The 25,790-nt window shown below is 35.9% G+C and carries 23 protein-coding genes; 13 read left to right on the top strand and 10 right to left on the bottom strand.

Annotation, left to right across the window (positions count from 1 at the left end; all coding sequences use genetic code 11):
- The first annotated feature begins 158 nt into the window (after positions 1 to 158).
- The 4 genes from DYR29_RS04250 to DYR29_RS04235 all read left to right on the top strand — a co-directional run bounded on the left by DYR29_RS04250 (position 159) and on the right by DYR29_RS04235 (position 3,942).
- Positions 159 to 794 (top strand): porin family protein, encoded by a 636-nt coding sequence (locus DYR29_RS04250; RefSeq protein WP_142716885.1) that lies wholly within the window; start codon positions 159 to 161, stop codon positions 792 to 794.
- Between the two features lie 230 nt (positions 795 to 1,024).
- Positions 1,025 to 1,645, top strand: a complete 621-nt coding sequence (locus DYR29_RS04245) for a porin family protein (protein WP_213279441.1) — start codon at positions 1,025 to 1,027, stop codon at positions 1,643 to 1,645.
- 208 nt (positions 1,646 to 1,853) lie between these two features.
- Positions 1,854 to 2,432 carry a porin family protein gene (locus DYR29_RS04240; protein ID WP_047422924.1) on the top strand — a complete coding sequence of 193 codons (579 nt, stop codon included), beginning with the start codon at positions 1,854 to 1,856 and terminating at the stop codon, positions 2,430 to 2,432.
- 802 nt (positions 2,433 to 3,234) lie between these two features.
- Entirely contained in the window at positions 3,235 to 3,942 is a 708-nt protein-coding gene (locus DYR29_RS04235) for a porin family protein (RefSeq protein WP_213279440.1), read from the top strand.
- 96 nt (positions 3,943 to 4,038) lie between these two features.
- On the opposite strand, the gene DYR29_RS04230 is transcribed toward DYR29_RS04235, so the two are convergent.
- The 6 genes from DYR29_RS04230 to DYR29_RS04205 form a co-directional block, all read right to left on the bottom strand.
- Positions 4,039 to 4,986, bottom strand: coding sequence for a glycerophosphodiester phosphodiesterase family protein (locus DYR29_RS04230; protein WP_213279439.1), 948 nt, complete (start codon positions 4,984 to 4,986; stop codon positions 4,039 to 4,041).
- A gap of 140 nt (positions 4,987 to 5,126) precedes the next feature.
- On the bottom strand, positions 5,127 to 6,626 hold the full coding sequence (purF, locus tag DYR29_RS04225) for an amidophosphoribosyltransferase (RefSeq protein WP_047422921.1): 1,500 nt from the start codon (positions 6,624 to 6,626) through the stop codon (positions 5,127 to 5,129).
- A gap of 126 nt (positions 6,627 to 6,752) precedes the next feature.
- Complete coding sequence (purC, locus tag DYR29_RS04220) at positions 6,753 to 7,475, bottom strand: phosphoribosylaminoimidazolesuccinocarboxamide synthase (protein WP_213279438.1); 723 nt, start codon at positions 7,473 to 7,475, stop codon at positions 6,753 to 6,755.
- Positions 7,476 to 7,511: 36 nt separating this feature from the next.
- Complete coding sequence (locus tag DYR29_RS04215) at positions 7,512 to 8,207, bottom strand: DUF3307 domain-containing protein (protein ID WP_213279437.1); 696 nt, start codon at positions 8,205 to 8,207, stop codon at positions 7,512 to 7,514.
- Positions 8,208 to 8,209: 2 nt separating this feature from the next.
- A complete protein-coding gene (locus DYR29_RS04210; RefSeq protein WP_047422919.1) occupies positions 8,210 to 8,815 on the bottom strand; it encodes a SatD family protein in 606 nt (201 codons plus the stop codon).
- A 248-nt stretch (positions 8,816 to 9,063) separates the two neighbouring features.
- On the bottom strand, positions 9,064 to 10,977 hold the full coding sequence (locus tag DYR29_RS04205) for an endonuclease (protein ID WP_213279436.1): 1,914 nt from the start codon (positions 10,975 to 10,977) through the stop codon (positions 9,064 to 9,066).
- A 191-nt stretch (positions 10,978 to 11,168) separates the two neighbouring features.
- Here DYR29_RS04205 and DYR29_RS04200 point away from each other — a divergent pair, with 191 nt between their 5' ends.
- The 8 genes from DYR29_RS04200 (at position 11,169) to DYR29_RS04165 (ending at position 19,511) form a co-directional block, all read left to right on the top strand.
- On the top strand, positions 11,169 to 12,308 hold the full coding sequence (locus tag DYR29_RS04200) for an acyl-CoA dehydrogenase family protein (RefSeq protein ID WP_047422917.1): 1,140 nt from the start codon (positions 11,169 to 11,171) through the stop codon (positions 12,306 to 12,308).
- 440 nt (positions 12,309 to 12,748) lie between these two features.
- A complete protein-coding gene (locus DYR29_RS04195) occupies positions 12,749 to 15,679 on the top strand; it encodes a reprolysin-like metallopeptidase (RefSeq protein WP_213279435.1) in 2,931 nt (976 codons plus the stop codon).
- 471 nt (positions 15,680 to 16,150) lie between these two features.
- Positions 16,151 to 16,864 (top strand): glycohydrolase toxin TNT-related protein, encoded by a 714-nt coding sequence (locus DYR29_RS04190; RefSeq protein WP_213279434.1) that lies wholly within the window; start codon positions 16,151 to 16,153, stop codon positions 16,862 to 16,864.
- Between the two features lie 10 nt (positions 16,865 to 16,874).
- On the top strand, positions 16,875 to 17,294 hold the full coding sequence (locus DYR29_RS04185; protein WP_213279433.1) for a hypothetical protein: 420 nt from the start codon (positions 16,875 to 16,877) through the stop codon (positions 17,292 to 17,294).
- A 318-nt stretch (positions 17,295 to 17,612) separates the two neighbouring features.
- Positions 17,613 to 18,080 carry a nucleoside triphosphate pyrophosphohydrolase family protein gene (locus tag DYR29_RS04180; RefSeq protein ID WP_047374946.1) on the top strand — a complete coding sequence of 156 codons (468 nt, stop codon included), beginning with the start codon at positions 17,613 to 17,615 and terminating at the stop codon, positions 18,078 to 18,080.
- Positions 18,081 to 18,082: 2 nt separating this feature from the next.
- On the top strand, positions 18,083 to 18,646 hold the full coding sequence (locus tag DYR29_RS04175) for a TlpA family protein disulfide reductase (RefSeq protein WP_213279432.1): 564 nt from the start codon (positions 18,083 to 18,085) through the stop codon (positions 18,644 to 18,646).
- Between the two features lie 2 nt (positions 18,647 to 18,648).
- On the top strand, positions 18,649 to 19,254 hold the full coding sequence (locus DYR29_RS04170; RefSeq protein WP_213279431.1) for a DUF4230 domain-containing protein: 606 nt from the start codon (positions 18,649 to 18,651) through the stop codon (positions 19,252 to 19,254).
- Positions 19,255 to 19,325: 71 nt separating this feature from the next.
- Positions 19,326 to 19,511: a hypothetical protein gene (locus tag DYR29_RS04165; RefSeq protein ID WP_142716872.1), complete on the top strand. Its 186-nt coding sequence runs from the start codon at positions 19,326 to 19,328 to the stop codon at positions 19,509 to 19,511.
- A gap of 90 nt (positions 19,512 to 19,601) precedes the next feature.
- Here the strand turns inward: DYR29_RS04165 and leuB are convergent, their stop codons facing one another.
- Genes leuB through DYR29_RS04145 form a run of 4 tightly spaced genes read right to left on the bottom strand, consistent with a single transcriptional unit; the run spans position 19,602 to position 23,912 of the window.
- A complete protein-coding gene (gene leuB / locus DYR29_RS04160) occupies positions 19,602 to 20,726 on the bottom strand; it encodes a 3-isopropylmalate dehydrogenase (RefSeq protein ID WP_213279430.1) in 1,125 nt (374 codons plus the stop codon).
- A complete protein-coding gene (gene leuD / locus DYR29_RS04155; protein WP_142716870.1) occupies positions 20,707 to 21,315 on the bottom strand; it encodes a 3-isopropylmalate dehydratase small subunit in 609 nt (202 codons plus the stop codon). The genes leuB and leuD overlap by 20 nt, the downstream gene beginning before the upstream one ends.
- A gap of 15 nt (positions 21,316 to 21,330) precedes the next feature.
- On the bottom strand, positions 21,331 to 22,719 hold the full coding sequence (gene leuC, locus DYR29_RS04150) for a 3-isopropylmalate dehydratase large subunit (RefSeq protein WP_213279429.1): 1,389 nt from the start codon (positions 22,717 to 22,719) through the stop codon (positions 21,331 to 21,333).
- Positions 22,720 to 22,748: 29 nt separating this feature from the next.
- Positions 22,749 to 23,912: a 2-isopropylmalate synthase gene (locus tag DYR29_RS04145; protein ID WP_213279428.1), complete on the bottom strand. Its 1,164-nt coding sequence runs from the start codon at positions 23,910 to 23,912 to the stop codon at positions 22,749 to 22,751.
- 148 nt (positions 23,913 to 24,060) lie between these two features.
- Between DYR29_RS04145 and DYR29_RS04140 the strand changes: the two genes are divergently transcribed.
- Entirely contained in the window at positions 24,061 to 25,605 is a 1,545-nt protein-coding gene (locus tag DYR29_RS04140) for a hypothetical protein (protein ID WP_213279427.1), read from the top strand.
- Positions 25,606 to 25,790 lie beyond the last annotated feature (185 nt).

Here is a 25,790-nt window from a genome sequence, read left to right as displayed (position 1 = left end):
TTCAATGCCACTTGCTGTCTAAGTGGTATTTTTATTGATTTTAATCATAAAAAATATTTTTGGCAAGCAATTTGAAAGATACTCTGCGTTCAACTGAAAATGCTGAACAGTAGTAAAATTTAAAATTAAGAAAGAGTAAAATTAAAAAAATTAAAGTTATGAAAAAGTTAATTTTAGGATTAGCGTTAACTGCAGGAACATTCGCATTCGCTCAACAGACAGGTAACACATCTTCTAATCCAGTAGCATTTGGGGTAAAAGGGGGAATGAACGTATCTTCACTTTCAAAAGACAGTGGTCTTGATGATCAGAAATCTAAAATAGGATTCAATGCAGGTGTATTTGCCAACATTCCGTTAGCATCTTCATTCAGTGTTCAGCCTGAGGTATTATATTCACAATATGGTAATAAATCAGACTTTACTACACTTGGAACAAAATATTCAGCTTCTACCAAGTTAGATTATATTACTGTACCGGTAATGTTCCAATATAACTTAATCCCTGATTTATATGTTGAGGCAGGACCAGAATTCGGTTTCATGGTAAGTGCTAAAAACAAATTAAAAAATGAGTCTAACGGAAACTCTACTACATCAGACAACTACAAAGACAACTTCAATACATTCAACTTTGGTATTGGTCTTGGTGCAGGATATTATTTCACTCCGAACCTTGGACTTACAGCAAGATATGTTGCAGGTTTAACAGATATCGCAAAAAACAGACCTAGCGGTTCTGATGCAGTAAGAAACAACGTATTCCAGGTAGGATTAGCTTATAAATTCAAATAAGCTTACACATTCACTAACAAATTTTATATTCAATAGAAAAGATCAGATTAATTTTTAATCTGGTCTTTTTTTATGGTAACGCATTGATCCTTTGATAAACCATCATGTATATATCCCAAAAAGTTGATTTTTCAATCTGTTAAAGATATATAAAGTCTTTATTGAAGGGCGTTCACGGCATATTGTTTGTTGATTTCCGAGCGTTAAACAACTTAAATTAAAACTAATCTATGAAAAAGATTTTTCTAGGCCTGGCCCTTATCGCAGGTACTTTTGTTTTTGCTCAGAACTCTTCAACTGATGCTACTCCTCCATCCACATCTTCTTCTAAAATCAAATTCGGTTTGAAAGCAGGACTTAATGTTTCCAATCTTTCCAATATGGATATGAATTCAAAAGCTGGATTTTATGGTGGTGTTTTTATGAATATTCCTGTCGCTAAGGATTTCTCGGTTCAGCCTGAAGTATTATACAGTAATGCCGGAGCTAAACAGAAAGGAGACAGTAATGCAAAACTTGAAGTAGAATATATTTCCATTCCCGTAATGTTTCAATATAAAGTATTGCCTAATCTTTATGTAGAAGCCGGACCACAATTTAGCTTCTTAATGGATGCCAGATTAAAAGATGATGTAGGGAGTTTACGCCTTAAAGATGCAACCAGAGGTTTTGATTTCGGAATCGGATTGGGAGCAGGTTATGATATCACCAAAAACATTGGTGTGAACGTAAGATATACTGCAGGATTCTCTGATATTGTAAATAAAAGTCACAGATATCTGTATGGATATGACAGAACTGGATCTGTGAAGAATGGTGTATTCCAGATTGGTGTAAATTACAAATTCTAAAGCTTATTTAGCTTTTCTTGTTAAGTTTTTATAATTAAAGTGGAGCCGGATTAATTTTAATCCGGCTTTTTCATGTAAAAATTAAAGATATACTTCCCTCAATTTATAGTATAAACACTGGATTTACAATATGTTTTAACTTTGGCACGCAGTTTGATTCTTAATGAAATGTTAAATAAAACTTAATAACTATTAAAATATAAAACTTATGAAAAAAATTCTTTTAGGTCTTGCCCTGGTAGCAGGTACTTTCACTTTCGCTCAAAAGACTTCAACAGCTTCATCTTCTCCAGTTAGATTTGGTGTAAAAGCAGGTCTTAATATCTCTACTATTTCGAACAGTGATTTGAATTCAAAAGCTGGATTCTACGGTGGTGTTTTTGCAAACATTCCAGTAGCACAGGATTTCTCTGTACAACCGGAAGTATTATATAGTGGGATGGGTGGTAAAGCTAAGTCTAACAGCAATGTAAAACTAAATACGGATTATATCGCAGTACCGGTAATGTTGCAGTACAATCTGATTCCTAATCTATATGTAGAAGCAGGTCCTCAATTCGGGTTCCTTATCAGCGCTAAAGGAAAAGCTAATGGTTCATCTGTAGATGTTAAAGATAATTTGAAAACTTTTGATTTCGGAATTGGTCTTGGAGCTGGATATTATTTCACACAAAATATTGGAGTGAATTTAAGATATACCGCAGGATTATCTGATGTTCCTAAAAATAATCCTGGTGATGCTTCTAGAAACGGAGTATTCCAGGTAGGTTTAGCTTATAAATTCTAAGAAACAAGATTAACAATTTTTAATCAATACAAACCCGGATTATATTTAATCCGGGTTTTTTATTTGGCAGATGTTTTTTGGCAAGAAATTTGCGTATTGAGTAATGATTGTACTCTATTCCGGAAATCCAACGTATGATTCCGTTTTTACAATGAAACAGGTATTGGTTCAGTTGATCAATCAATTGAATTTTAATACTCAAACGTAACTATTACCATTATAAACTTTTAACGGGAACAGCATTGAGTTGGTTAACACTAGAATGCAAGGCAGCATACAGGTATGTATTTTGTTCAATAATTAGATACATTTTGATTTCAATAGAAAAAGTCAGGTTTATTAGTTTAAGCCTGACTTTTTCGCTTATTGTATGATTTTTAACACTCCTCCCTTTATGGCAGATGTTTTCTCACCATAAATAAAAAATAAAACTTTAAATGGGGATATTTATTATTTTCAAAACGATACCAGATTTATAATGGTCTGATTTTTAATTTCAGGTTCTGGAATGGTTTTACTACTCTATTTTATTTATAAAACAGCTTCTGCTTTTAAATTTTTTATCATTTCAATTATCTACAGTAATTTTTTTTAACTCTTCAACTCTTTTCATAAAATAGTCCGTTTGGAATACATTTATTCATTAAAAAGGGATAAATGATTAAAAAAAACTTTCTGAAAAACCTCTCCAAAACCCCTTTAAACAGGCATTTTTCAACTTTGGCAAGCAATTTGCAAAATAATTGGAGTCTGATTGAGAAATCATCCGACACACAAATAGTAAAATTAAAAAAATAAAATTATGAAGAAGTTATTTTTAGGATTAGCATTAACTGCTGGTACATTAGCTTTCGCTCAAGAGACAGAAACAAAAACAGTAAATGCATCACCACTAAAAAACGATGTTCAACCCGTTAGATTCGGGATTAAAGCAGGGGGAAACTCTTCTTACTTCAGTCAGCAGAAATTTGGGATCAATACTCAGCAACTAGGTTTCCATGCAGGTGCATTCGTTAATATTCCAATTTCAAAACAATTCAGTTTCCAACCAGAGGTATTATTCAACCAAATGGGGGCTAAAGATGTAATGTATTCTACAGAAACTGACAATGGCGTTACAAACGTAAAGACTAAAGTACAGAGCAGAGTGCAAATGAACTACATTTCAGTTCCATTAATGGTTCAAATGAGACCTATCGATAAGTTTTATATTGAAGCAGGACCAGAATTCAGTTATTTCCTTAATGGTAAAAACAAATCAGAATCTACTGTAGCAAGTACTACAGGAGGTATTACTACAACTACTGCAAGTTCAAACTCTCAGGATATCGACAAAGATATGATCAACAAATTCAATTTCGGATTGGGTCTTGGTTTAGGGTATGATATCACTTCCAACATTGGTGTAAGTGCAAGATACGTAAACAGCTTAACTAAAATTGATAAGAGCAGACCTGCTGCTGAAAACAACAACAGAGTATTTCAGTTAGGTTTGAACTATAAGTTCTAATTAAAAACCAATTTTTTAACCTAAGTGCATTAACCTGCACGCATAAAATAGTCGGAAGATTTTTCTTCCGGCTATTTATATTTAAAAAGAATCTATTCAAATATATATTCTGGGATCATCGCTGATTACTCCGTCTATTCCCATATCCTTTAATTCCTTCAATCTTTCTTTTGTATTTACGGTCCATGGGATCACTTTCATTCCTAATGCGTGACATTCCTGTATTAATTGTGGTGTTACAAGATTATGTTCGGGACTGTAAATGTCAGGGGTAAAACTCAAAAATTTCATATCTCCTGCTACTCCGCTCAAATGATCGGGATACATTTTGAATTTCTCAACAGGAATGTTTTTAAAATAAGACTGTTGCTGAGCCAGCTTTTTATCATCTACTTTTTCAACCAGAAGAGCGGTCATTATTTTAGGATATTTTTTATGAAGGATTTCCAGTGTTCTGGGATCAAAAGACTGGATAATCAATCTGTCCTGAATCTTTTTCTCTATAATAATCTTCATCATCAGATCTACAAATTCTTTGGGCTCAGGATGAAATATGTTATCAGAGAAAGGACGTGTCTTTGTTTCTATATTATAAAAAGGTAATGGTCTTTTTAACTCACGGGCATAGGCTTCACATGCATCTATTACATCTGAAAACAAAGGTTTTTGAGCCTTCATTTTCGTTTGATCAGGATAATTGCTCAGTTTTTTTAAACCTACATCAAATGTCTTAATCTTTGCGTAAGACATTTCATAGATTTTATAATAAAAACCTGAGTCTTTTGGAATGTAGGTTCCATCCGGCTTGGTAACCAATTCTGGCGAAAGGAAAGCATCATGGGAAAGAATAACCTTTTTGTCCTTTGTGATAGCCAGATCCATTTCCAGGGTCGTTATATTCATTTTTAAAGCATTTTTCATTGCCGGGATGGTATTTTCCGGGTAAAGAGATTTCCCTCCACGATGTGCCTGTTTATCGAAAGATTGTGAAGCGTAAAACTGGGTAAATACCAGAAAAATACCCGTGAAAAATGCGTTTTTCATATCCTAAGTTTTAATCAGACAAAATTAAAACTCTATTGTATATTGTATGATACAGGAATATTAAGCTTCTGCTACATTTATAAGAAAAAAGAGCCAGGTTATACCCGGCTCTTTTGTTTTTTATGATTTTAATAAAGAGATTAATTGAATAAATCTACCTCTTCTCCTTTTCCTACAGGATATTCTTCTGTAAAGCATCCGAAACAGTGATTGGCAGACCCTAAAATGGTTTTCAGGTTATCTATGCTTAAAAACTCCAGGGAATCTACTCCTAAATAATTTTTAAGTTCTTCTGTCGTCATGTTGGCAGAGATCAGATCATCTTTAGACGGAGTATCAATTCCCAGATAACATGGTGCAATGATTGGGGGAGAAACACTTCTAAAGTGGATTTCCTTTACTCCTGCATCTTTTAGAATTTTAACAAGTCTCTTAGATGTTGTCCCTCGAACGATAGAATCATCAATGATCACTACTCTTTTATCCTTCATCTCAGAGATGATCGGGTTCAGTTTAAGGTTCACTACCCTTTCTCTCATTTCCTGTGTAGGAACAATGAAGCTTCTTCCGATATATCTGTTTTTAATCAAAACAGGACGGAAAGGGATTCCTGAAGCTTTAGAGAACCCAATGGCAGCAGGAACTCCGGAATCCGGAACTCCAATAACCAGATCAGCCTCTACAGGAGCCTGTTCCCAGATTTTCTCCCCAGATTTTTCTCTGATTTCGTATACATTGATGTTTTCTAAAGTAGAGTCAGGTCTTGCAAAATAAATATATTCAAAAGAACAGATTCTCTGCTTTCCTTTCGCCTCATCCATCATATAAGAATGAAGTTTTCCAGGTTCGTTTTCATTGGTATAAATGATCTCACCAGGAAGGATATCACGTACATATTGAGCTCCTACAGCATCCAATGCCACAGATTCTGAAGCTACTACATAAGATCTTTCATCGATAGCTCCTAAAACTAATGGACGGATTCCGTTGAAGTCTCTGAATGCAAAGAACTTATTTCTTGTCATTCCCACCACGGAATAAGCTCCCTCGATCTTTTCCATCGTTGCTTTAATAGCTCCGCGAAGGCCTAAATCAAGGTTTTTCTGGATCAGTCTAAGGATTACCTCAGAATCAGATGTAGCTCTGAAAACTACGCCTTCCGCCTCTAATTCCTCTTTTAATTCTTTCGCATTGGTAAGGTTACCGTTGTGTGCTATAGAAAGTATAATCTGGTCATATTCGTTTTTCGCGAAAAATGGCTGGAAATTATATTTCTTTTTATCTCCTGCAGTGGTATAACGGGTATGCCCAATTGCAGAATTTCCCATAAAAGTTTCAGGTTCCTGAATTTCTTTATAAACATCTAAAACCAGCCCTTCATCTTTCATATTGGTGATTCTTCCGTCTTTTAAAACGGAGATACCACAAGCTTCCTGACCTCTGTGCTGTAATGCAAAAAGCCCGAACTGTGAAAGAGAGAAAGTATCCAGATCATTATCCGAATACAATCCGAAGATCCCACATTCTTCGTTGGGAGCATCCAGTCTTTCCTCTTCCTGAGTTCTGAAAAGATTTCTTCCGTAAGTCTGGGTTTCAAACTGTTTTAAATATTCACTTTTATGAATGTCTAAACTTTTCATTTCTATTTTTTCTAATGATTAGAAGTTAGATATTAGATGTTAGAAATTAGTCTAAGTTAACTTCAGTTTTTAATTTTTGTTTTAAATAACAAATTGTTTTCAGAATAATAACCCTTCTCTGAAAGCTTATTTCTGTAAAAGATTTTTAAGACGGTTATAGATTTCTACATAAGCCTCAGTAACTTCTCCTAAGTCTCTTCTGAATCTATCTTTGTCAAGCTTCTTCATAGTATCTTTGTCCCAAAGTCTGCAGGTATCCGGAGAAATCTCGTCAGCAAGGATAATTTCACCTTCAGAAGTTTTACCTAATTCGATTTTGAAATCTACAAGGATGATATTGATTTTATCAAAAAGGTCGATAAGGATCTCATTGATATCCGAAGTCAATTCATACATTTCGTCAAGCTCTTCGTAAGTAGCAGCTCCTAAGAAAACAGCGTGGTGATCATTGATAAGCGGATCTCCCAATTCGTCTTTTTTGTAGCAAATATCGAAGATGGTTACCGGAGATTTGATTCCTTCTTCAACTCCTAATCTTTGTGCCATGCTTCCTGCAGAGTAGTTTCTTACCACCATTTCCAAAGGAATGATAGATACTTTTCTTACCAACTGCTCTCTTTCGTCCAATTGTTTGATGAAATGAGTTTTGATTCCTTTTTCATTTAAGTATTCAAAAATAAGGGTTGTGATGGCGTTGTTCATTTCCCCTTTAAGATCAACCTGACCTTTCTTTTGAGCGTTAAATGCTGTAGCATCGTCTTTGAAACGTACTACTACTTCATCAGGATTATCGGTTGCAAATACCTGTTTTGCTTTCCCCTCGTACAACATTTCTTTCTTTTGACTCATAATTTTACTTTCTAAATTGTAGTTAGATTTATTGATTTATTTTATAATTATTCCCGTTAAGACAGCCAGTCCAAAACTCAGCAGCGTACCAATTAATACATATTCTGTAAGTTTTCTCTGTTTTGCCTGTGCAAGGTCGCTGAACCTGAAAACAGATTTGGCAGCCACCATGAAACCTACGCCTTCCCAGTGGTTCACCATGATAAAAGTGAAGACCAGCAGACGTTCTAAAATTCCGATATATTTTCCGGCACTTGATAAAGATTCGGTTTGAATAGTGTTTGGGCCATCCGGAGCAGGTGTCCATGATGACAATAAGATTTTGATAAAAATAGATGCGGGTTTCGTTAAAAACAACGCTGCCATAAGTATCTTTAAAAATTCCTGATTCTGTAAAAATCCAAAGCTGAATTCCTGGAAATAAAATGAAACTCCGATAATTACAAGAACATGCAGCAACTGATCAATGAAAAACCATCTTTTTTTAGTCTTTACATTTTGAAATGTCAGTTTGGCAGCATCAATAATGAAATGAGTAATCCCCACCAAAGCGGCTACCCACCAAAGTTTCAGATCCCAAAGGAAAATAAGGCTTAATGCTGTGTGAATCAGAACATGAAGGTATAAAAACTTACTTTTTAGTTTATAGTTCTCCTTATCTGCAACCCATGAATTTGGCTGAAGTATAAAATCTCCGAGTAGATGTGCCAATATGAGTTTGATAAAGATCATGCCTATAGTTCTGAGATTTTCTTTCTGAAATACTGGTTGGTTTCCACGATGAGCTCATAGTTGGCTCGCTTCAGCCTCTGGCTTACAGAAGACTGTGAAATAGCAAATCTTTTAGCAAGATCTTCCTGGGTAATATCCTGATTCATGATCATTTCATGAATGATCTCTGCCGTAGCCATAGTCCAGTTGTCAAAATCTTTGGAAGACCATTTCAACAGGATATTAAGATCCCTGTCCACAGGGTCGCTGGATGTTTTGATGGCAACAGTGTGCCCGTCATTTTTAAGGTCATTAAGCAGTCTTCCGGAATGTACATAGGCCGTACCATTGGATTCTGTGATTTTCTCAGATGAGAAACTTTCTTCACCAATACCTATGGCCATCCTTACATCTAAATTTTCCAGACTTTTAATAAGAGATTTTATGGCTAGAAACCGCCAGAAAACGTCATCAATATTGCATTTGAACTGGAACTCATCTCCCCTGTAGATTTCCCATGTGCCAGGAGCGCTTCCCCATCTTTCGAGAAGATTTTTAAGTCTGGTAATCCAAACTTCAGTGTCCGCATGCTGTGAATTTATAATATCACCGGTAATGACCGCTATCATACTGCAAATATAAGCATAATTACTTATAAATAAAAAATATAAGCAGAAACACTTATAGATATTGATTATTAGTGAATCTGCTTATATCGATTATGCAGTAACCATAAGGTTTTTAGGCTTTTAATGAAAAACTTAAATTTATGAAAATGCAAAAAACTGATGAAATTTTTATCATTACATTTACTTTAACTCTACATTTTTCACTTTATTTTTAAGCAAGAAACTATTTTCTGCTATCCACTCATACTCTATCTTTTAATAAACTGATGGGCCTTATCGTCAAGCTGCAAGAAATAAATTCCCGCCGGAATCCCCTGCACTGAAATACTTTTCTTCTTTCTGAACGGATCTTTCTCTGTGTAAATTACTTTTCCGGAAAGATCTATAATTCGAGCTGTTTTTATCTGTTCAGTTGCTCCGCTTACATAGAGATCATCGTAAACCGGATTCGGGTATATTTTAAATTCATTGGCAGAAGTAATCAGTTCCGAAGACGACAATGTACCGCCAAGATCCTGACAGTAATTGGAGGGATAAGAATCCCATTGACTGATATTAAAAGTACTTGCCGGCTGATTAACCGTATTTTTTCTATATAAAGATACATTTCCGTTATTATTGGTAGTATATTTTACGCCTACAGCATCTATAGTAACCGTTTTATTATAAGCAAGTTCCACATAGTTTTGTCCTGCAAACAGCATAGGATCAGAAGCCGTTACAAATCTTGCCTGACCATTGGTATAGCATGATAAAGCAGCTTTTGGATTCAAAATAACAAAAGTTTCATTATTTCCAACTTTACCTTCCAGTTCATAGGTGTCCCCATTGTAAATAGCTCCTGAAGAATTGTTTTTAAACTGAATATTAATTCTGTAATTATTTAAATTAATCTCATGTCCGGTTTTATTAACAATTTCCAGAGCGTTATTCTTAATGAAATCTGTATTGGTCCCTGATATATATTTTGTAATCATAAGATCCGGAGCATATGAATCCGAAGCAATTGTTGAAGCTGTAACTGTATTACTGAATGGAGACTCCAGATATGCTTTATCAAAAGCTTTCACAGTAAAAGTATAAGTTGTTGACGGGCTCAGGTGGTCTATGCTTATGGAAGTTCCTTTTGTAACAGCTACAGGTGTTGCTGAGCCATTCATATAAATTCTGTATCCTAAAACATCGGTATCAGGAGAAGCTGTCCAGTTCAGATTCACAAAATAAGCATTCTGCTGCGTTGAAACCAGGGAGCCGGGAGCTGTGGGAGCAACATTATCAGGAGTTTCAGACCAGATCATATCAATCCACTCAGGATGGTCAATAAATGGATTTCTGTTTTTCTGAATGGTATAGATAGCATTATTCCTGTCGATTTCTCTCTGCGAAACAGGATCTGCAGCACTCCATTGCTTCAGCATGGCAACATAGGGAAGATCAACAGCTCTTTCTTCGGTTCCGTCAAGCGGGCACTGATCTGTAGCCGGTGTTAAGTTGGCTGATGTAGTATAAGCTGTATTAAACGACCCCAGTTTACCTTCATATCTTACGGCAAAATATAATAAGGTTCTTGCAATATCTCCTTTAAATTCGTTAATAGGTTCGTAAACTCTTCCGGTATAAGGATAATTCGGAATTGCAGCATTGGACATCCTCGAAGTATTGCTGAAAATATAATGATTGGTACTATTTCCTATTCCATAAGGATAATTATTCCTTCGCTGATTGATATAGGCATCAACAGGAATAATGAAGTTCAGATCCGAATACATAGGGTAATCACTGACAGAAGAGCTTGTACTGAATGTACTTTGAGGCATCATATGCTCTCTGTTATAACCCAATCCTTCTCCGGACGCACCAGCTATTAACTGATCTGATTTGTATTCATAAGCATCAGGTCCCGCAGGTATTTCCGAATAAATATCCAGCATGTACTGTGTATTAGAAGCATCATGATCATAATATTTATCGAGATCAGTCTGATTATAAAGTATCTTCAGATCATCATAATGCCAGTTGATCATTTTATACGAAATAATATCGTGCAGCTTCGACTTCAGGGCGTACCCCGTCAATCCAGCTGTTCCGTCATAATATCCGGCAGGTGCCTGAGCAGAAATATATGATGAAATTAAAATGATAGGAAGTAAAATTTTTTTCATGCCTTAAAAATTGGGGAACTAAAATAGTGAAATAAAAAACGGAAAAGGTTGAATATTTTATTAAGAAAACATTAATTATGAAAATATAAAAAATTGAAAATTAAACGCATTACTGCTTAAATATTACGAATGAAATAATTTATTTTAGCATTCCATCAATTTGGTTATCTTTGGGCACTAACTATTATTATATGAATACAGAGACTATTGACAACATCAAAATGATAGCGGAGACGGCTAGAGAATTTGCAGAAAAGAACATCAGACCGAACATTATGGAGTGGGATGAAAGCCAGACTTTTCCAAAAGACTTATTCCACCAGTTAGGTGAGATGGGTTTTATGGGAATTGTTGTTCCTGAACAATATGGAGGTTCTGGTTTAGGTTATCATGAGTATGTGACTATTCTGGATGAAATTTCTCAGGTTGACCCATCTATCGGTCTTTCTGTAGCAGCACACAACTCTCTTTGCACCAACCATATCTATGAATTTGGAAATGAAGAGCAGAGACACAAATGGCTTCCTCAGCTGGCTTCCGGAAAAGTAATCGGAGCTTGGGGACTTACAGAACACAATACAGGCTCAGATTCAGGAGGAATGTCTACTACCGCTGTAAAAGATGGTGACGAATGGGTTATCAACGGAGCTAAAAACTTTATCACTCATGCTATTTCAGGAGATATTGCCGTAGTAATGACAAGAACAGGAGAAATAGGTGCTAAGAACAACTCTACAGCTTTTGTTTTAGAAAAAGGAATGCCTGGGTTTACTTCCGGGAAAAAAGAAAATAAATTAGGAATGCGTGCTTCTGAAACCGCAGAACTGATCTTTGATAATGTACGCGTACCGGATTCTCACCGTTTAGGTGAAGTAGGTGAAGGCTTCAAGCAGGCTATGAAAGTATTGGATGGTGGTAGAATTTCTATCGCTGCTCTAAGCTTAGGTACTGCAAGAGGAGCTTACAAAGCTGCTTTGAAATATGCAAAAGAGAGACATCAGTTCGGAAAGCCTATTGCAGATTTCCAGGCGATCAACTTTATGTTAGCAGATATGGCAACAGAAATTGATGCTGCTGAACTTCTTATTCAAAGAGCTTCTACCTTGAAAAATGCAAAACAAAAAATGACAAAAGAAGGAGCTATGGCAAAACTGTATGCTTCTGAAGCTTGTGTGAGAATTTCTAACAATGCTGTTCAGATCTTCGGAGGATACGGTTATACAAAGGATTTCCCGGCTGAAAAGTTCTACAGAGACTCTAAGCTTTGTACAATCGGTGAAGGTACTTCTGAGATCCAGAGACTAGTTATCGGAAGAGATATTACAAAATAAATCTTTTAATCCCAATACGAATGGTCAGCCGAGGAATAAAGTTCATGGACTTTATGCCCCTACTAGTGATGATAAAATGTATTGAGGATCATATAAATATAATAAGCTGTTTCAAAAAATGAAACAGCTTTTTTGTGAACAAAATGTATAACATTTATAAATTCAATTCACTATTAATATCCATACATAATTAAATAATTAATAAATTTTATTGTCTCATTTTAATGAATTAATAAAAAAATACACCTATTTCATTTTTTTTACAATTAAAATTCATTTCATCAATTTCACTTTTCTTTTATTAATAAGCTTTTTCAATTACATTCAATGTATTGCATAATATTTTAAGGCAATATTCCAAATTTTTCTTAAAAAATTCTGTTTTTCATAATATATTTTTCATTAGCTTTGATATTCCACAATCAAATTTAGTATTTAATATGAAAAAACAATTAACGCTGATTGGAATGCTCCTTATCTCGGGTATTTCTTTCGCACAGACTGACCGTCTTTGGTCTGAAGGTTCCAGAAAAACTTCATCAGAGGTTTTTGAAAACAAAACCGGTATCAGCAATCCTAAAGTTTACAACCTAAACATCGACGGATTGAAAAATGCTTTATCAAAAGCTCCCAAAAGACTGGCTGCAGGCGAAAAATCAGAACTCATCATTTCTTTTCCAAATTCTGAAGGCAGAATGGAAAATTTTAAAGTGAGGGAGAATTCCAATTTTGCCCCTGAACTGGCAGCAAAATATCCGGATATCAAATCCTACGTAGGACAAGGTCTGGATGATCCTAATTCTACAGTCTATTTCAGCGTTTCTCCGCTTGGACTGTCATCAATGGAAATCTACGGTGATAAATCTGCCGTTTTCATTGAGCCTTACACCAAAGATCTTTCCACGTATGTAGTATACAGAAAGTCTGACAAAAAAGATGATCTTAACAAGTTTGAATGTACTGTTGTAGATGCTGCACAGAAAGGAGTTTCCAATTCTGCTCTTGCGGCAAGACCTAATGCAGATGATGCCAAACTGAGAACATTCAGACTGGCCCTATCCTGTACCGGAGAATACACTACTTATTTCGGGGGTACAAAAGCTCAGGCTTTAGCTGCAATGAATACCACAATGACCCGTGTAAACGGTGTTTTTGAAAAAGACTTCGCAGCAAGAATGGTTTTGATCGCCAACAATGACGCTGTAATCTACACCAATGCTTCCACAGACCCTTATTCCGCCGCTTCAGGAATGAGCAGCTGGAATTCACAGTTACAAAGTACTTTAACATCTGTAATTGGTGAAGCCAACTATGATATCGGACACTTGTTCGGAGCTTCAGGAGGTGGAGGAAATGCAGGTTGTATCGGCTGTATCTGTACAAACGGATCAAAAGGAAGCGGATATACTTCCCCGGCAGATGCTATTCCTTCAGGAGATAATTTTGATATCGACTACGTGGCTCACGAAATGGGACATCAGTTCGGTGGAAATCACACATTCTCTATGAATAATGAAGGAACAGGTGCCAATATGGAACCGGGATCAGGATCAACCATTATGGGGTACGCAGGAATTACCAGCCAGGATATTCAGCCGCATTCTGATGCATTTTTCCATGCAATAAGCATTCAGCAGATCACCAATAATATCAAAGCTAAAACTTGTTCTGTCAATACAAATACAGGAAATTCAATTCCGACAGCAAATGCAGGCTTAGACTATACAATTCCAAAAGGAACTCCATTTGTACTTACAGGTACAGGAACGGATGCCGACGGAGATTCTTTAACGTATATCTGGGAACAAATGGACAATGCTTCTTCTTCTCAAACAGGAGCAAGTTCAGCAGCCAGTGCAACAAAAGCTTCAGGACCGAACTTCAGATCATGGGTTCCAACAACCTCTCCTGCAAGATACTTCCCAAGAATGGCTTCTGTATTAGCAGGTGCAACCACTACGGCAGGTTCCGAAATCACTGTAGAAGCTCTTTCTTCAGTAGCAAGAACATTGAATTTCAGATTCACGGTTCGTGATAACAAGGCTGGAGGTTCAGGAAACAATTCCGATGACGCTGTAATTACAGTTAACTCAACAGCAGGTCCATTCCTGGTAACTTCACAAAACTCAGCAACTACCTATGCAGGAGGAAGCTCTCAAACCATTACATGGGATGTAGCAGGAACTACTGCAAACGGAGTAAATACAGCCAATGTTGACATTCTTTGGTCTACAGACAGCGGAAATACATGGACTACTCTATTAGCCGGAACTCCAAATGACGGTTCACAGGCAGTGACCATTCCTAATGCCAATACATCGACAGGAAGAATTATGGTAAAAGGATCAAACCACATTTTCTTTGATGTTAACAATGCTAACATTTCTGTAAATGCAGGTTCCGGAACTCCTGATACCGTTGCTCCTACAGCTCCTACTCTTGCTGCTTCAGGAACTACTGCTACAACAACCAACCTTTCTTGGTCAGGTGCTACTGATAATGTAGGTGTTACAGGATATGATGTATATCAGGGGGCTTCATTAATTGGTTCTACGGCTTCTACTACCTATACTGTAACAGGACTTACTCCATCAACAACGTATTCTTTCTCTGTTAAAGCAAAAGATGCAGCAGGAAATGCTTCTGTTTCCAGCAATACAGTAAGTGTTACCACTCTTGCAGGAGGAAGCGTTTCATATTGCTCTTCTTCGGCATCCAACACCGCTGATGAAAGAATTGGAAATGTAACGTTCGGATCTATTAATAATACTTCTACTGGAACTGCAGGTTATGAAAACTTCACTTCAGTTTCTACCAATGTAACCAGAGGAAGCGCTTATACACTCTCTATAACTCCGGTTTGGACATCAACAAAATATAGCGAAGCATACGCTGTTTATATTGACTACAACGGTGATGGAGACTTTACAGATAGTGGAGAATTAGCATGGACAAAAGCCGGATCTACAACAAGCCCGGTTACAGGTTCTATCACCATTCCGGCTACTTCAACTGTTGGGTCAACAAGAATGAGAGTAATGATGAAATACAGTTCAATCCCTACTTCATCATGTGAAGCTTTCACTTATGGCCAGGTTGAAGATTACACCCTTAATATCGTTTCTTCAGGAAAAGGAGATATTCAGAATACGAAAGATCTGATCACAGATATTAAGCTTTATCCAAACCCTGTAAGAGATATCCTTTATATTTCCAACACAACTTCAGAAGACTATAAAATCTTCGATATGGGTGGAAAACTAATTGATTCAGGAAAACTTCAGAGAGGCTCTGTGAACGTAAGCAACCTTATCAAAGGGGCTTATATGATCCAAATTGGAGAATCATCTAAAAGATTTATTAAAAATTAATAACTTTTAAAATTAAACGATGTGAAAAAACTGCCCTTTACAGGGCAGTTTTATTTTTTTAAATGTAAAATATTATATTAAATACATTTATTATTGTAATTAATTTCATAAAAACATTTTATTTAAAACAAAATAACTAATATTAAAGTTTTTTAATTTAAATTTATCGCATAACAATATTTTATTGTACCGTTTACCCAGATTGTATTTAAGGGAGTTCCAGGCCGTTTTTCAGACACCTGATGCAATTGCTTCTTTTGAATTTATTTTGGCGTGAATTGATATTTCGATAATTTACTGTCTGAAAAGGGTATTATTAAAGCAAATTTAAGTTCTGAAACACCTGTTACAGACTAATCATTAATAATATTCATATAAATATTTCACTTAAGATCTTTATAAAGAAAATAATGTTTCAAAAGGTATCCCTTCTAATACCTCTATAATTTTAAACAATTTAAAATTTTTTATATGAAACATTTATTTAAGTACCTCTTTTTTTTAGCCATTACTTCGTTCTCGGTTGCCTGTAGCTCAGACAATGATGATGTAATAGACATCAATCCCGATGTCACCACGGTATTCTACAAAAATGCAGATGAACTGGCAGTAACTTATGATACGAACAACAGCGTAAGTCAATCCATCAGAAATCAGGCATACGATCTTTACAAACGAGGAAAATGGAGCGAGCTGGAATCACTTTTTAAGGCTAATAATTTAAATGGCGGATGGCCGCCTGCCAACGGAGGCTACAATATTGTTGATGATGTTGCTTTACAGGTTGGGCAGAAATTTGACAGATACAGCGGAGCTGTAGGCAGTTACAACGGTACAGGTGTTCCTACTTTGGGAGGAAGTTTTACAAGTCCTATCATCAACGGATATACCTATACGTTTACCCAAAGAGCATTAAACCAACCTGAAGACAAATACGATTTCTATTATGAGATTGATGTTCTGAATAATTCAATGCAGTTTAAAACTCAGACAGCAGATATCATTCCATGGTTCAGCCAGGCGGGTAAAGGAAAGCAAACCATGTGGAAAATTCCGATTGACATCAATACAGGTTATCAGAAAACATGGAATAAGCTGGCAGAAGAAGGTTATATAAAAGTGACCATTAAGAAAAGTCCAAGCGGAAAATATCCTAACTTAGTAGGCACAGTTATTCAGCCATAAAATTATTCTGATGCATTCAATTTCAAATAAAATAAGTATTACTAAAAAAGCTTCTGTTACAAAAAGCACTTTCATTAATGATGAAGCTATTCCCTCAGCCATTACTACTTTTACCTGCTGTAATTGTGGTCATGAAAATACCATTGAGATAAAGCCTTATGAATCAGGATTTCCCATCTTTCAGTTGTACAATGAAGATAAAATAGTATCCAAAAGTGAATTGTTAAAACATGGAATTGTTAATGAAACTTCCCAAAGAATGCTTCATTTCGGAGAACTGACAGTCAATGATCAGCCAACTTTATACTTTGGTACTGACTGCACATCATGTCATTCAAAATACATTGGTGTATTTAGCTATGGTGAAAAACAGCCGGGATTGACAATATTAAGTATTTCAGGCATCTGGAAATATGAAGAATTAAAATAATTGAATAGAATTAAAATACTTCAAAACAAACCACAATTTTAAATTGTGGTTTTTAATTTTTATAGATTCAATTTTGTCCACAGATAACCCCTAGATTTATAAAAGGATTTTAATTTTCAAAACATAATTAAATATATCATTCTGCTTAAACACAAACATCCGTGAAAATCTGTGTCATCTGTGGTTATGTAAATACAAAAAAAAATAAGAACAAAATCTGATATCATAATTCTCCCCACCTCTTTATTCATACATTTCCTTCTGTACATTTCACATTTTACAAATCCTTTTCTATCTTTGTGGGAAATAAAAAAATTCATGGATAAAATTGATAGTCTGAACCAAGTAGCAGAATTCCATACTACTTTCAAAGCCCCTATTTTAGATACCCCGCAAATTCCTTCTCCGGAAAGATGCAATCTTAGAGTAGAACTTTTACAGGAAGAATTAAATGAACTGAAGCAGGCAATTGCGGACAATAATATTGTAGAAATTGCAGATGCATTATGTGATCTTCAGTATGTTTTGAGTGGTGCTGTGCTGGAATTCGGACTTGGCAGCAAATTTGTAGAGCTATTCAACGAAGTTCAGCGTTCCAATATGTCGAAGGCGTGTGATAATGAAGAGCAGGCAAAGGAAACCGTTGAATTCTACAAAGAGAAGGAAGTAGAATCTTTTTATGAAAAGTCAGGAGAAAAATTTAACGTTTACAGACAGGCCGATCATAAAGTATTAAAAAACAAATACTACTCTCCTGCTGATTTAAAATCAATTATCGAGAAATAATTATGAAAAAATTTATTACCAATATTGTTGCCTTTTCAAGCTTATTTTTAGCTGCACAACAGCTTAGCGCTCAAAAAGTAGTGGTAAACCGTGAAGTTGAAACTCAGAAAGACGGCAAAATGCTTTTGGGAAACCAACTGAAAGAGCAGTTTTTAAAAGCTCCTTATGCAGATTGGTATGTAAAGGAGCATGATGACTATGCCCTTGACCAAAAAGCAGTCAGTGAATTGAAAAAAGAGAAAATCGGGACCTATGATATGATTGTTTTCATGGGGACATGGTGTGAAGACAGCCACAGAGATTTTCCAAGACTGATGAAAATATTGGAAGCCGTAAACTATCCGGAAAATAAATTAAACATTATTGCCGTCAACCGTAAGAAAGAATCTCCTACCGGGGATGAAAGTCTTTATAATCTTCAGAAAGTCCCTACCATTATTCTTAAAAGATATGGAAAAGAGATTGGAAGAATCGTAGAAATGCCTACTACAGGTTATATTGAAAGAGATTTGGTTGAAATCCTTAAAAAGAACGATTCCTCAGTTATTAAAGAAATTTTTAAATAGATTTGAGAAATTATAGAACAATACTGTCCTTTGCAGCCGGTGCCGGAGCTATGGTGCTTCTGTTTTTTGGCCTGAAGTCCTGTCTGAACCTTGGAACTAAAACTGAACAGTCGGATTATTATATCCTGACCAATCAGATTTCCAAAATGAATAAGATGGTGGTGCTGGAACAGAACACTTCCAGTATGCAGAAAACCAAAATGGGCTATGAAGTATTCGGGAAAGAAGTTTCCAGCAACAGCATTATTACATATACAAAGACCAATGCTCAGGTTTCTTATGATCTTAATAAAATGAAGATCGTAGTAGATTCCATCAACAAAAAACTGGTTATTACAGAGCTTCCTGACGCTGAAATCAGAATCACACCGAGTGTTGAAATTCAATCTTTAGATGATTCTTTCATTAACAGAATTTCGGAAAAAGATATTAAGAATGTTACCGCAAAAGCTAAAGAAACGGCAGAAAAATCAATTGATCAGAATCAGCTGAGAAATGAGGGCCGTAAACAGCTGATGGAAAACCTGAATAATGTTTTTGTTTTGGCGAAAGCTCTGAATTATACTATTGAGGATAAAACCGGAAAAATTGGTATTTTAGGACTTTAGGATAAAATATTTTCGTTTGGCAAACACTTTGAATGATATTATCCATATTCTTGAAATTAAAAATTTAAGTCATGGATACAAAAGGAAACACCAAAAAGAAGGAATCTGCCAATACTGCAGAAACTAAAAAGCAAAATCAGGATTTCCAGAACATTCCTGCTGCATCGAAAAAGTCTAATCCGCCTGATATTGACAAAGAAGATATTCAGAAATCTTCAAAGAACAAATCAGGAAAAACGGATAATACAAAAAAATAAAAGAGCCATCAGGCCTTTATAATTGAAAAGTTCCGTCTCATACGAGGCGGAACTTTTCTTTCTAACTATCTAATTGAACTTTTTGTTTTTCTATACAATGGTTGATTTTCCGATCTTTATATTTTCTAAATTATAATACAATTTTTCGGAATATCTGATATGGTCTGCAATAAAGCTTCCCACTTCACTTGTTGAGTAATATTGCTTGGTATTAAGATCAATAGTAACATATTTGTTCTCAATAGCATGTTCTACAGATTGTCTTAATTTCTCAGCAGCAGCATGTAAATTAAGATGATCCAGCATCATAGCAACACTTAAAATAGAAGCCACAGGATTTGCAATACCTTTTCCTTTGGCCTGCGGGTAAGATCCATGGATAGGCTCAAATAAAGCATTCTTCTCTCCTACCGAAGCAGACGGAAGCAGTCCGATGGAACCACCAATCACACTGGCTTCATCTGAAATAATATCTCCAAACATATTTTCCGTCAAAATAACATCAAAATGTTTAGGATTAAGGATCAGCTGCATGGCGGCATTGTCTACAAACATATAATCAAGCTGTACATCAGGATATTCCGGTGCAATTTCCTGACATGTTTTTCTCCATAATCTTGAAGTGTCAAGAACATTGGCTTTATCAATAAGGGTAAGCTTTTTCTTTCTTTTCTGAGCTTCCTGAAATGCCATATGCGCAATTGGAATAATATCTTCACGGCTGTATTTGCAGACATCATAAGCATACTCTCCTTCGGAATCTGTAAATTTTTCGCCAAAATATATTCCGCTTACCAACTCTCTGAAAATCTGAATATCAGCCCCATCAATAATTTCTCTTTTAAGCGGACTCTTGTCAATCAGGGACGGATATGTTTTCAAAGGACGGATATTGGCGAATAAACCCAGTTCTTTGCGGAGTTTCAGTAAGCCTTGTTCCGGTCTTACTTTCGCCTCAGGATTATTATCAAAAACCGGATCACCAATGGCTCCGAAAAGTACGGCATCAGATTCTTTACAGATCTTTAATGTTTCTTCAGGCAAAGGATTTCCTGTCTTGAAAATAGCTTCTGCCCCGATTAATCCATAGTCAAAATGGAATTTGCATTGAAAAGCTTCAGCAATAACATCTAATATCTTAATGCTTTCACTGATGATTTCCGGGCCAATCCCGTCTCCGGGAAGAACCGCGATTTTAAAATAATTGTTGCTCATTTGTTTTTTGTGTCTTTAGTTCAAAATTTGTGATCGTCTGTTTTCTGCTGATTAAAAAATCAATGTCATCATAACCATTCAACAGACATATCTTTTTATAGGAATCAATCTCAAAAGTCTCCGTTGTATCTTTAAAGCTTACGGATTGTAATTCAACATCAATCGCGATCTCATTGTCTGGATTTTCATTAATTCCTTCTAAAATTTCTTTTAAAAATTCTTCAGAAACTTTTACCGGAAGAAGTCCGTTATTTAATGCATTTCCTTTGAAAATATCAGCGAAATAACTGGAAATAATTACTTTAAATCCATAATCTGTCAGTGACCAGGCTGCGTGTTCACGGCTACTTCCACAACCGAAATTGTTTCCTGCAACCAAAATTTCACCACTGAATTTAGGATTATTTAAAACAAAATCAGGATTGGGTTCTCCTGTATGAATATTGAATCTCCAGTCTCTGAACAGGTTTTCCCCAAAGCCTTTTCTGTCTATACTTTTCAGGAATCTTGCCGGAATAATCTGGTCTGTATCTATATTTTCTGCCGGCAATGGAACTGCACGGGATTTTAAAACTACTAATTTTTGCATGTACTGTTAATCTGTTTAGTTTAAACTTTCAAGGGCTGAAATTTTGCCTTCTATTGCTGCTTTTGCTGCTGTAAGCGGGCTGGCAAGAATCGTTCTTGAACCTTGTCCCTGTCTGCCTTCAAAGTTTCTGTTGGAAGTGGAAACACAATATTCACCTTCAGGAATTTTATCATCATTCATCGCCAGACACGCTGAGCATCCCGGCTGACGGATCTGAAATCCTGCATCATTGAATATTTTATCCAGACCTTCCTCATAAATCTGTTTAACTACCTGTTGAGATCCGGGAACAATCAGAGCTTTTACAGCTTCGGATTTGCTTTTCCCTTTAATATACTGAGCTGCAGAACGGAAATCCTCTATTCTTGCATTGGTACAGCTTCCTATGAAAACATAATTAACTTTGATGCTGTTAACGGTCTGTCCGGCTTCCAATCCCATATATTGTAATGCTTTCTCCTCCGATTCGTTCTGCGGAGCCGGAATCACCTCACGGATTGAAATACCCATTCCAGGGTTGGTACCGTAAGTAATCATTGGGTAGATATCAGAAGCATCAAAACTGAGTTCTTTATCAAAAACAGCTCCTTCATCTGTTTTCAAAGTCTTCCAATACTCTACTTTCTCTTCCCATTCTTCTCCTTGCGGGGCAAATTTTCTTCCCTGAACATATTCAAAAGTCGTTTCATCGGGAGCAATCATTCCGCCTCTGGCACCCATTTCAATGCTCATATTGCAGACTGTCATTCTTCCTTCCATAGACATTTCTTCAAATACATTGCCTGCATACTCACAGAAATATCCTGTTCCTCCATCAGTTCCTATTTTTGAAATGATATAAAGAATCACATCTTTGGGCTGAACATTTTCGTTCAGTGTACCATTGACTGTAATTCTCATTGATTTTGGTTTATTCAATAACAGACATTGGCTGGCAAATACCTGTGCCACCTGACTGGTTCCGATTCCAAAAGCAATAGATCCAAATGCGCCATGGGTAGACGTATGACTGTCTCCACAAACAATACTCATTCCCGGCTGGGTAATTCCTAATTCAGGAGCGATGATATGAACGATTCCCTGATATTGGTGTCCCAATCCGAAAAGTTCGATATTGTTTTTCTTACAGTTTTCCGTTAGCTGTTCTACTTGGTTTCTTGAAAGTTCATCCCTGATAGGCTGTTCCTGGTTCAGAGTGGGCACATTATGATCAGCTGTTGCTACAATCTGTTCCGGTCTGAAAATTTCCAGATTTCTGGATTCAAGTTCTGCAAAAGCCTGAGGACTGGTTACCTCATGGATAAGATGTTTGTCTATATAAATAATCTGAGGTCCGTCAGGAATGGTTTCTACCACGTGAGCGTCCCATACTTTATCAAAAAGTGTCTTTTTACTGTTGTTCATTTTACTTTTATGTTGATTTAAAATCAAACCTATCCTATTTTTCTGTTGAAAGAATCCATCATCATACTCAGATCATCGTTTCCTATTTCCTTTTTAAGATCAGCGATTTTCAAAAATTCCTGATATAAATAATCAAGTTCATTTTTGGTAACCTCATAGCCAATATGTTTGAAACGGTAAGCTAGTGCTGAACGTCCGCTTCTGGCAGTAAGAATAATGGAAGAAGCATTCACCCCTACTTCTGCAGGATCTATGATTTCATAGGTTTCTCTGTTTTTGATCACTCCATCCTGATGAATTCCTGAGCTGTGAGCAAAAGCGTTGGCTCCTACAATAGCTTTATTGGGCTGTACAGACATTCCCATCAGATCAGATACCATCGCACTCATTTCATTCAGCATTCTTGAATTGACATCCGTATGCAGATTCAAATCTTTATGCTGTTTTAAAATCATGACAACTTCCTCCAAAGCCGTATTACCAGCTCTTTCTCCCAATCCGTTGATGGTACATTCAATCTGGCGTGCTCCATTGATAGCTCCGGCAATAGAATTGGCTGTAGCCAGCCCCAGATCATTATGGCAATGACATGACAGCACCGCTTTCTCAATACCTTTTACGTTTTCTCTCAGATACTTTATTTTCTGGCCATACTCTTCCGGCAGACAATAGCCTGTGGTATCAGGAATATTAAGAACAGTTGCTCCGGCTTTGATAACAGCCTCACAGACTCTTGCCAGATATTCATTATCCGTTCGTCCGGCATCTTCAGCATAAAATTCTACATCTTCTACATAAGTTTTAGCATATTTTACTGCTTCGGCTGCTCTTTCAATAATATCTTCTCTTGTTGAGTTGAATTTATATTTAATGTGAGAATCAGAAGTTCCGATTCCGGTGTGTATTCTTGGTCTCTTTGCAAACTTCAGTGCTTCTGCGGCTACATCAATATCTTTTTTATTAGCTCTTGTCAGCCCGCATACTTTAGCTTTTCTTACCAGTTTTGAAATTTCTGAAACAGATTCAAAATCTCCCGGACTGGAAATCGGGAATCCCGCTTCAATGATATCAATCCCCAGCTCATCAAGCCTTTCTGCAATAATCAGTTTTTGTTCCGTATTCAGTTTACATCCCGGAACCTGCTCCCCATCTCTTAGTGTTGTATCAAAAATTTCAATTTTTTCGGAATTCATAAGTGAAGATTTTTACTTAATTTTGGTTCAAAACTACGGGTTGCAATATTTTTCCATTTTCACTTTTTCTGAAAATTACAATATTCAACAGTTGAAAAAACAATCGTATTCGTTTATTAATCAGTATTTTAATTTATAAAAATTTACAATGGCAGAATTGCAGAAAGATTTTTTGTTTGTATTGGTAAAGTCATTGACCACCTCTGAAAAACGACAGTTTAAGTTATATGTGAACCGTCTGGGAATTAACGTAGATGCCAAATTTTTGCTGCTCTTTTCCGAAATGGATAAAATGAAGGAATATGATGAAACTGTGATTATTGAGAAAAAAATTTCCACCAAACAGCAGCTTTCCAATCTTAAAGCCCATCTTTACAAACAGATCCTGGTAAGCCTTCGTATGAACCCGAGTCATCAGAACTATAGAATTCAGCTTCGTGAACAATTGGATTTTGCTAATATTCTGTATCAGAAAGGTCTTTACAAACAGGCTCTGAAGATACTGGACAAAACCAAGCAATCTGCACTGGAACTGGATGAAAAAAGTATTGCTTCAGAAATTATTGACCTTGAAAAAGTAATTGAATCACAATTCATTACCCGAAGTATTGAAGGCCGTGCCGAAGAGCTGATCAAGCAATCGCAGGAAATCAGTAAACAGAACCGATATACCACAAAACTGTCTAATCTTTCTTTGAAATTATACAGTGAAATGCTTACTCATGGCTATGTGAAAAATGATGCAGACCGACAGGAAGTGATGGATGTTTTTAATGCCCAGATTAAAAATATAAACCCTGAGAAGCTAAACTTCACAGAAAAACTATGGTACTATAAGGCTCATGTCTGGAAAAATCAGCTTTTACAGGACTATAAATACACCTTGAAATATGCTTATCAGTGGGTAGATCTTTTCCATAAAAAGCCTGAAATGATCTACAGCCACCCGGTTTGGTATATCAAAGGGAATACTTATCTCTTGAAGATCCTGTTTTTGTACGGAAATATTGATATTCTGGAGGAGCATTTCGCAAATTTTAATAAAATGGTACATGCAGAGAATTTTGTGCAGAATGAAAACCTTCAGTCTCTTATTTTTCTTACCCATTACAATACATTGATGAATATTCACTTTGTGAAAGGGGAATTTTTCACAGGAACCAAGCTTATTCCTGAAGTGGAATTAAAAATGGAAAAACTCAGAGAAAGAATAGATGAACACCATTTTATGATTCTCTATCTGAAAATGGCAGCCATGTTCTTCGGTAGTAAGATGTTTGACAAATCTATTGAGTATTCTATGAGGGTCATAGAATCTAAAGGAAATGTACAGGAAGATTTGCTGTTTCATACCAGAATTCTGATCTTAATGGCAAAATATGAGTCCGGGAATGATGAAGATTATGATGAGTTTATTGCTTCTACTTTAAAGTTTGCTAAAAAAATGAAAAAGCCGGAAGAGTTCCATTTTGAAAGTATTCAGTTTTTTAAAAATCTTAATAATCAGGTATTGGATCAAAGGCAGAAAGCATTTGAAAGTTTTGATAAAAAGCTGGAAGCCTATTCTAAAAATGAATATTACAGGCGGTCATTATTCTATATTGACATTCATGGATGGATCAAATCTAAAGTTCAGAATGTAGATGTGATCGAGATTATCAAGCAGAAAGTCAGATATAAAAGAAAACATTAAATAAAAATATTTAAAACATTACAATTTAATGAGTTAATATTTAATACTTAAACTAAAATTAAACATTAAAAATAAGTTTGCTTACTATAGAAAATAATCTCTCGCAGATTAACCGATTTCGCAGATAACATAAAAGTTCTGCTTGATCTGCTCATCTGCGACAGAATAAAATTAACTTAAAACGC

It is taken from the genome of Chryseobacterium indologenes (genome assembly GCF_018362995.1).
In the GTDB taxonomy this organism is placed as follows: Bacteria; Bacteroidota; Bacteroidia; order Flavobacteriales; family Weeksellaceae; genus Chryseobacterium; species Chryseobacterium indologenes_G.
Note: the sequence above shows the minus strand (reverse complement) of the source record. Positions and strands in the feature narration are given on the sequence as shown.

Bases quoted from the DNA above. Each gene is read 5' to 3' on its own strand.
- DYR29_RS04175 (WP_213279432.1), top strand. From the start codon at position 18,083: ATGAAAAAATTTATTACCAATATTGTTGCCTTTTCAAGCTTATTTTTA.
- DYR29_RS04140 (WP_213279427.1), top strand. From the start codon at position 24,061: ATGGCAGAATTGCAGAAAGATTTTTTGTTTGTATTGGTAAAGTCATTG.
- DYR29_RS04250 (WP_142716885.1), top strand. From the start codon at position 159: ATGAAAAAGTTAATTTTAGGATTAGCGTTAACTGCAGGAACATTCGCA.
- DYR29_RS04230 (WP_213279439.1), bottom strand. From the start codon at position 4,986: ATGAAAAACGCATTTTTCACGGGTATTTTTCTGGTATTTACCCAGTTT.
- DYR29_RS04145 (WP_213279428.1), bottom strand. From the start codon at position 23,912: ATGAATTCCGAAAAAATTGAAATTTTTGATACAACACTAAGAGATGGG.
- purC (WP_213279438.1), bottom strand. From the start codon at position 7,475: ATGAGTCAAAAGAAAGAAATGTTGTACGAGGGGAAAGCAAAACAGGTA.
- DYR29_RS04165 (WP_142716872.1), top strand. From the start codon at position 19,326: ATGGATACAAAAGGAAACACCAAAAAGAAGGAATCTGCCAATACTGCA.
- DYR29_RS04210 (WP_047422919.1), bottom strand. From the start codon at position 8,815: ATGATAGCGGTCATTACCGGTGATATTATAAATTCACAGCATGCGGAC.
- DYR29_RS04245 (WP_213279441.1), top strand. From the start codon at position 1,025: ATGAAAAAGATTTTTCTAGGCCTGGCCCTTATCGCAGGTACTTTTGTT.
- purF (WP_047422921.1), bottom strand. From the start codon at position 6,626: ATGAAAAGTTTAGACATTCATAAAAGTGAATATTTAAAACAGTTTGAA.
- DYR29_RS04190 (WP_213279434.1), top strand. From the start codon at position 16,151: ATGAAACATTTATTTAAGTACCTCTTTTTTTTAGCCATTACTTCGTTC.
- DYR29_RS04185 (WP_213279433.1), top strand. From the start codon at position 16,875: ATGCATTCAATTTCAAATAAAATAAGTATTACTAAAAAAGCTTCTGTT.
- DYR29_RS04235 (WP_213279440.1), top strand. From the start codon at position 3,235: ATGAAGAAGTTATTTTTAGGATTAGCATTAACTGCTGGTACATTAGCT.
- DYR29_RS04215 (WP_213279437.1), bottom strand. From the start codon at position 8,207: ATGATCTTTATCAAACTCATATTGGCACATCTACTCGGAGATTTTATA.
- DYR29_RS04180 (WP_047374946.1), top strand. From the start codon at position 17,613: ATGGATAAAATTGATAGTCTGAACCAAGTAGCAGAATTCCATACTACT.
- DYR29_RS04240 (WP_047422924.1), top strand. From the start codon at position 1,854: ATGAAAAAAATTCTTTTAGGTCTTGCCCTGGTAGCAGGTACTTTCACT.
- DYR29_RS04205 (WP_213279436.1), bottom strand. From the start codon at position 10,977: ATGAAAAAAATTTTACTTCCTATCATTTTAATTTCATCATATATTTCT.
- DYR29_RS04195 (WP_213279435.1), top strand. From the start codon at position 12,749: ATGAAAAAACAATTAACGCTGATTGGAATGCTCCTTATCTCGGGTATT.
- leuC (WP_213279429.1), bottom strand. From the start codon at position 22,719: ATGAACAACAGTAAAAAGACACTTTTTGATAAAGTATGGGACGCTCAC.
- DYR29_RS04200 (WP_047422917.1), top strand. From the start codon at position 11,169: ATGAATACAGAGACTATTGACAACATCAAAATGATAGCGGAGACGGCT.
- leuD (WP_142716870.1), bottom strand. From the start codon at position 21,315: ATGCAAAAATTAGTAGTTTTAAAATCCCGTGCAGTTCCATTGCCGGCA.
- leuB (WP_213279430.1), bottom strand. From the start codon at position 20,726: ATGAGCAACAATTATTTTAAAATCGCGGTTCTTCCCGGAGACGGGATT.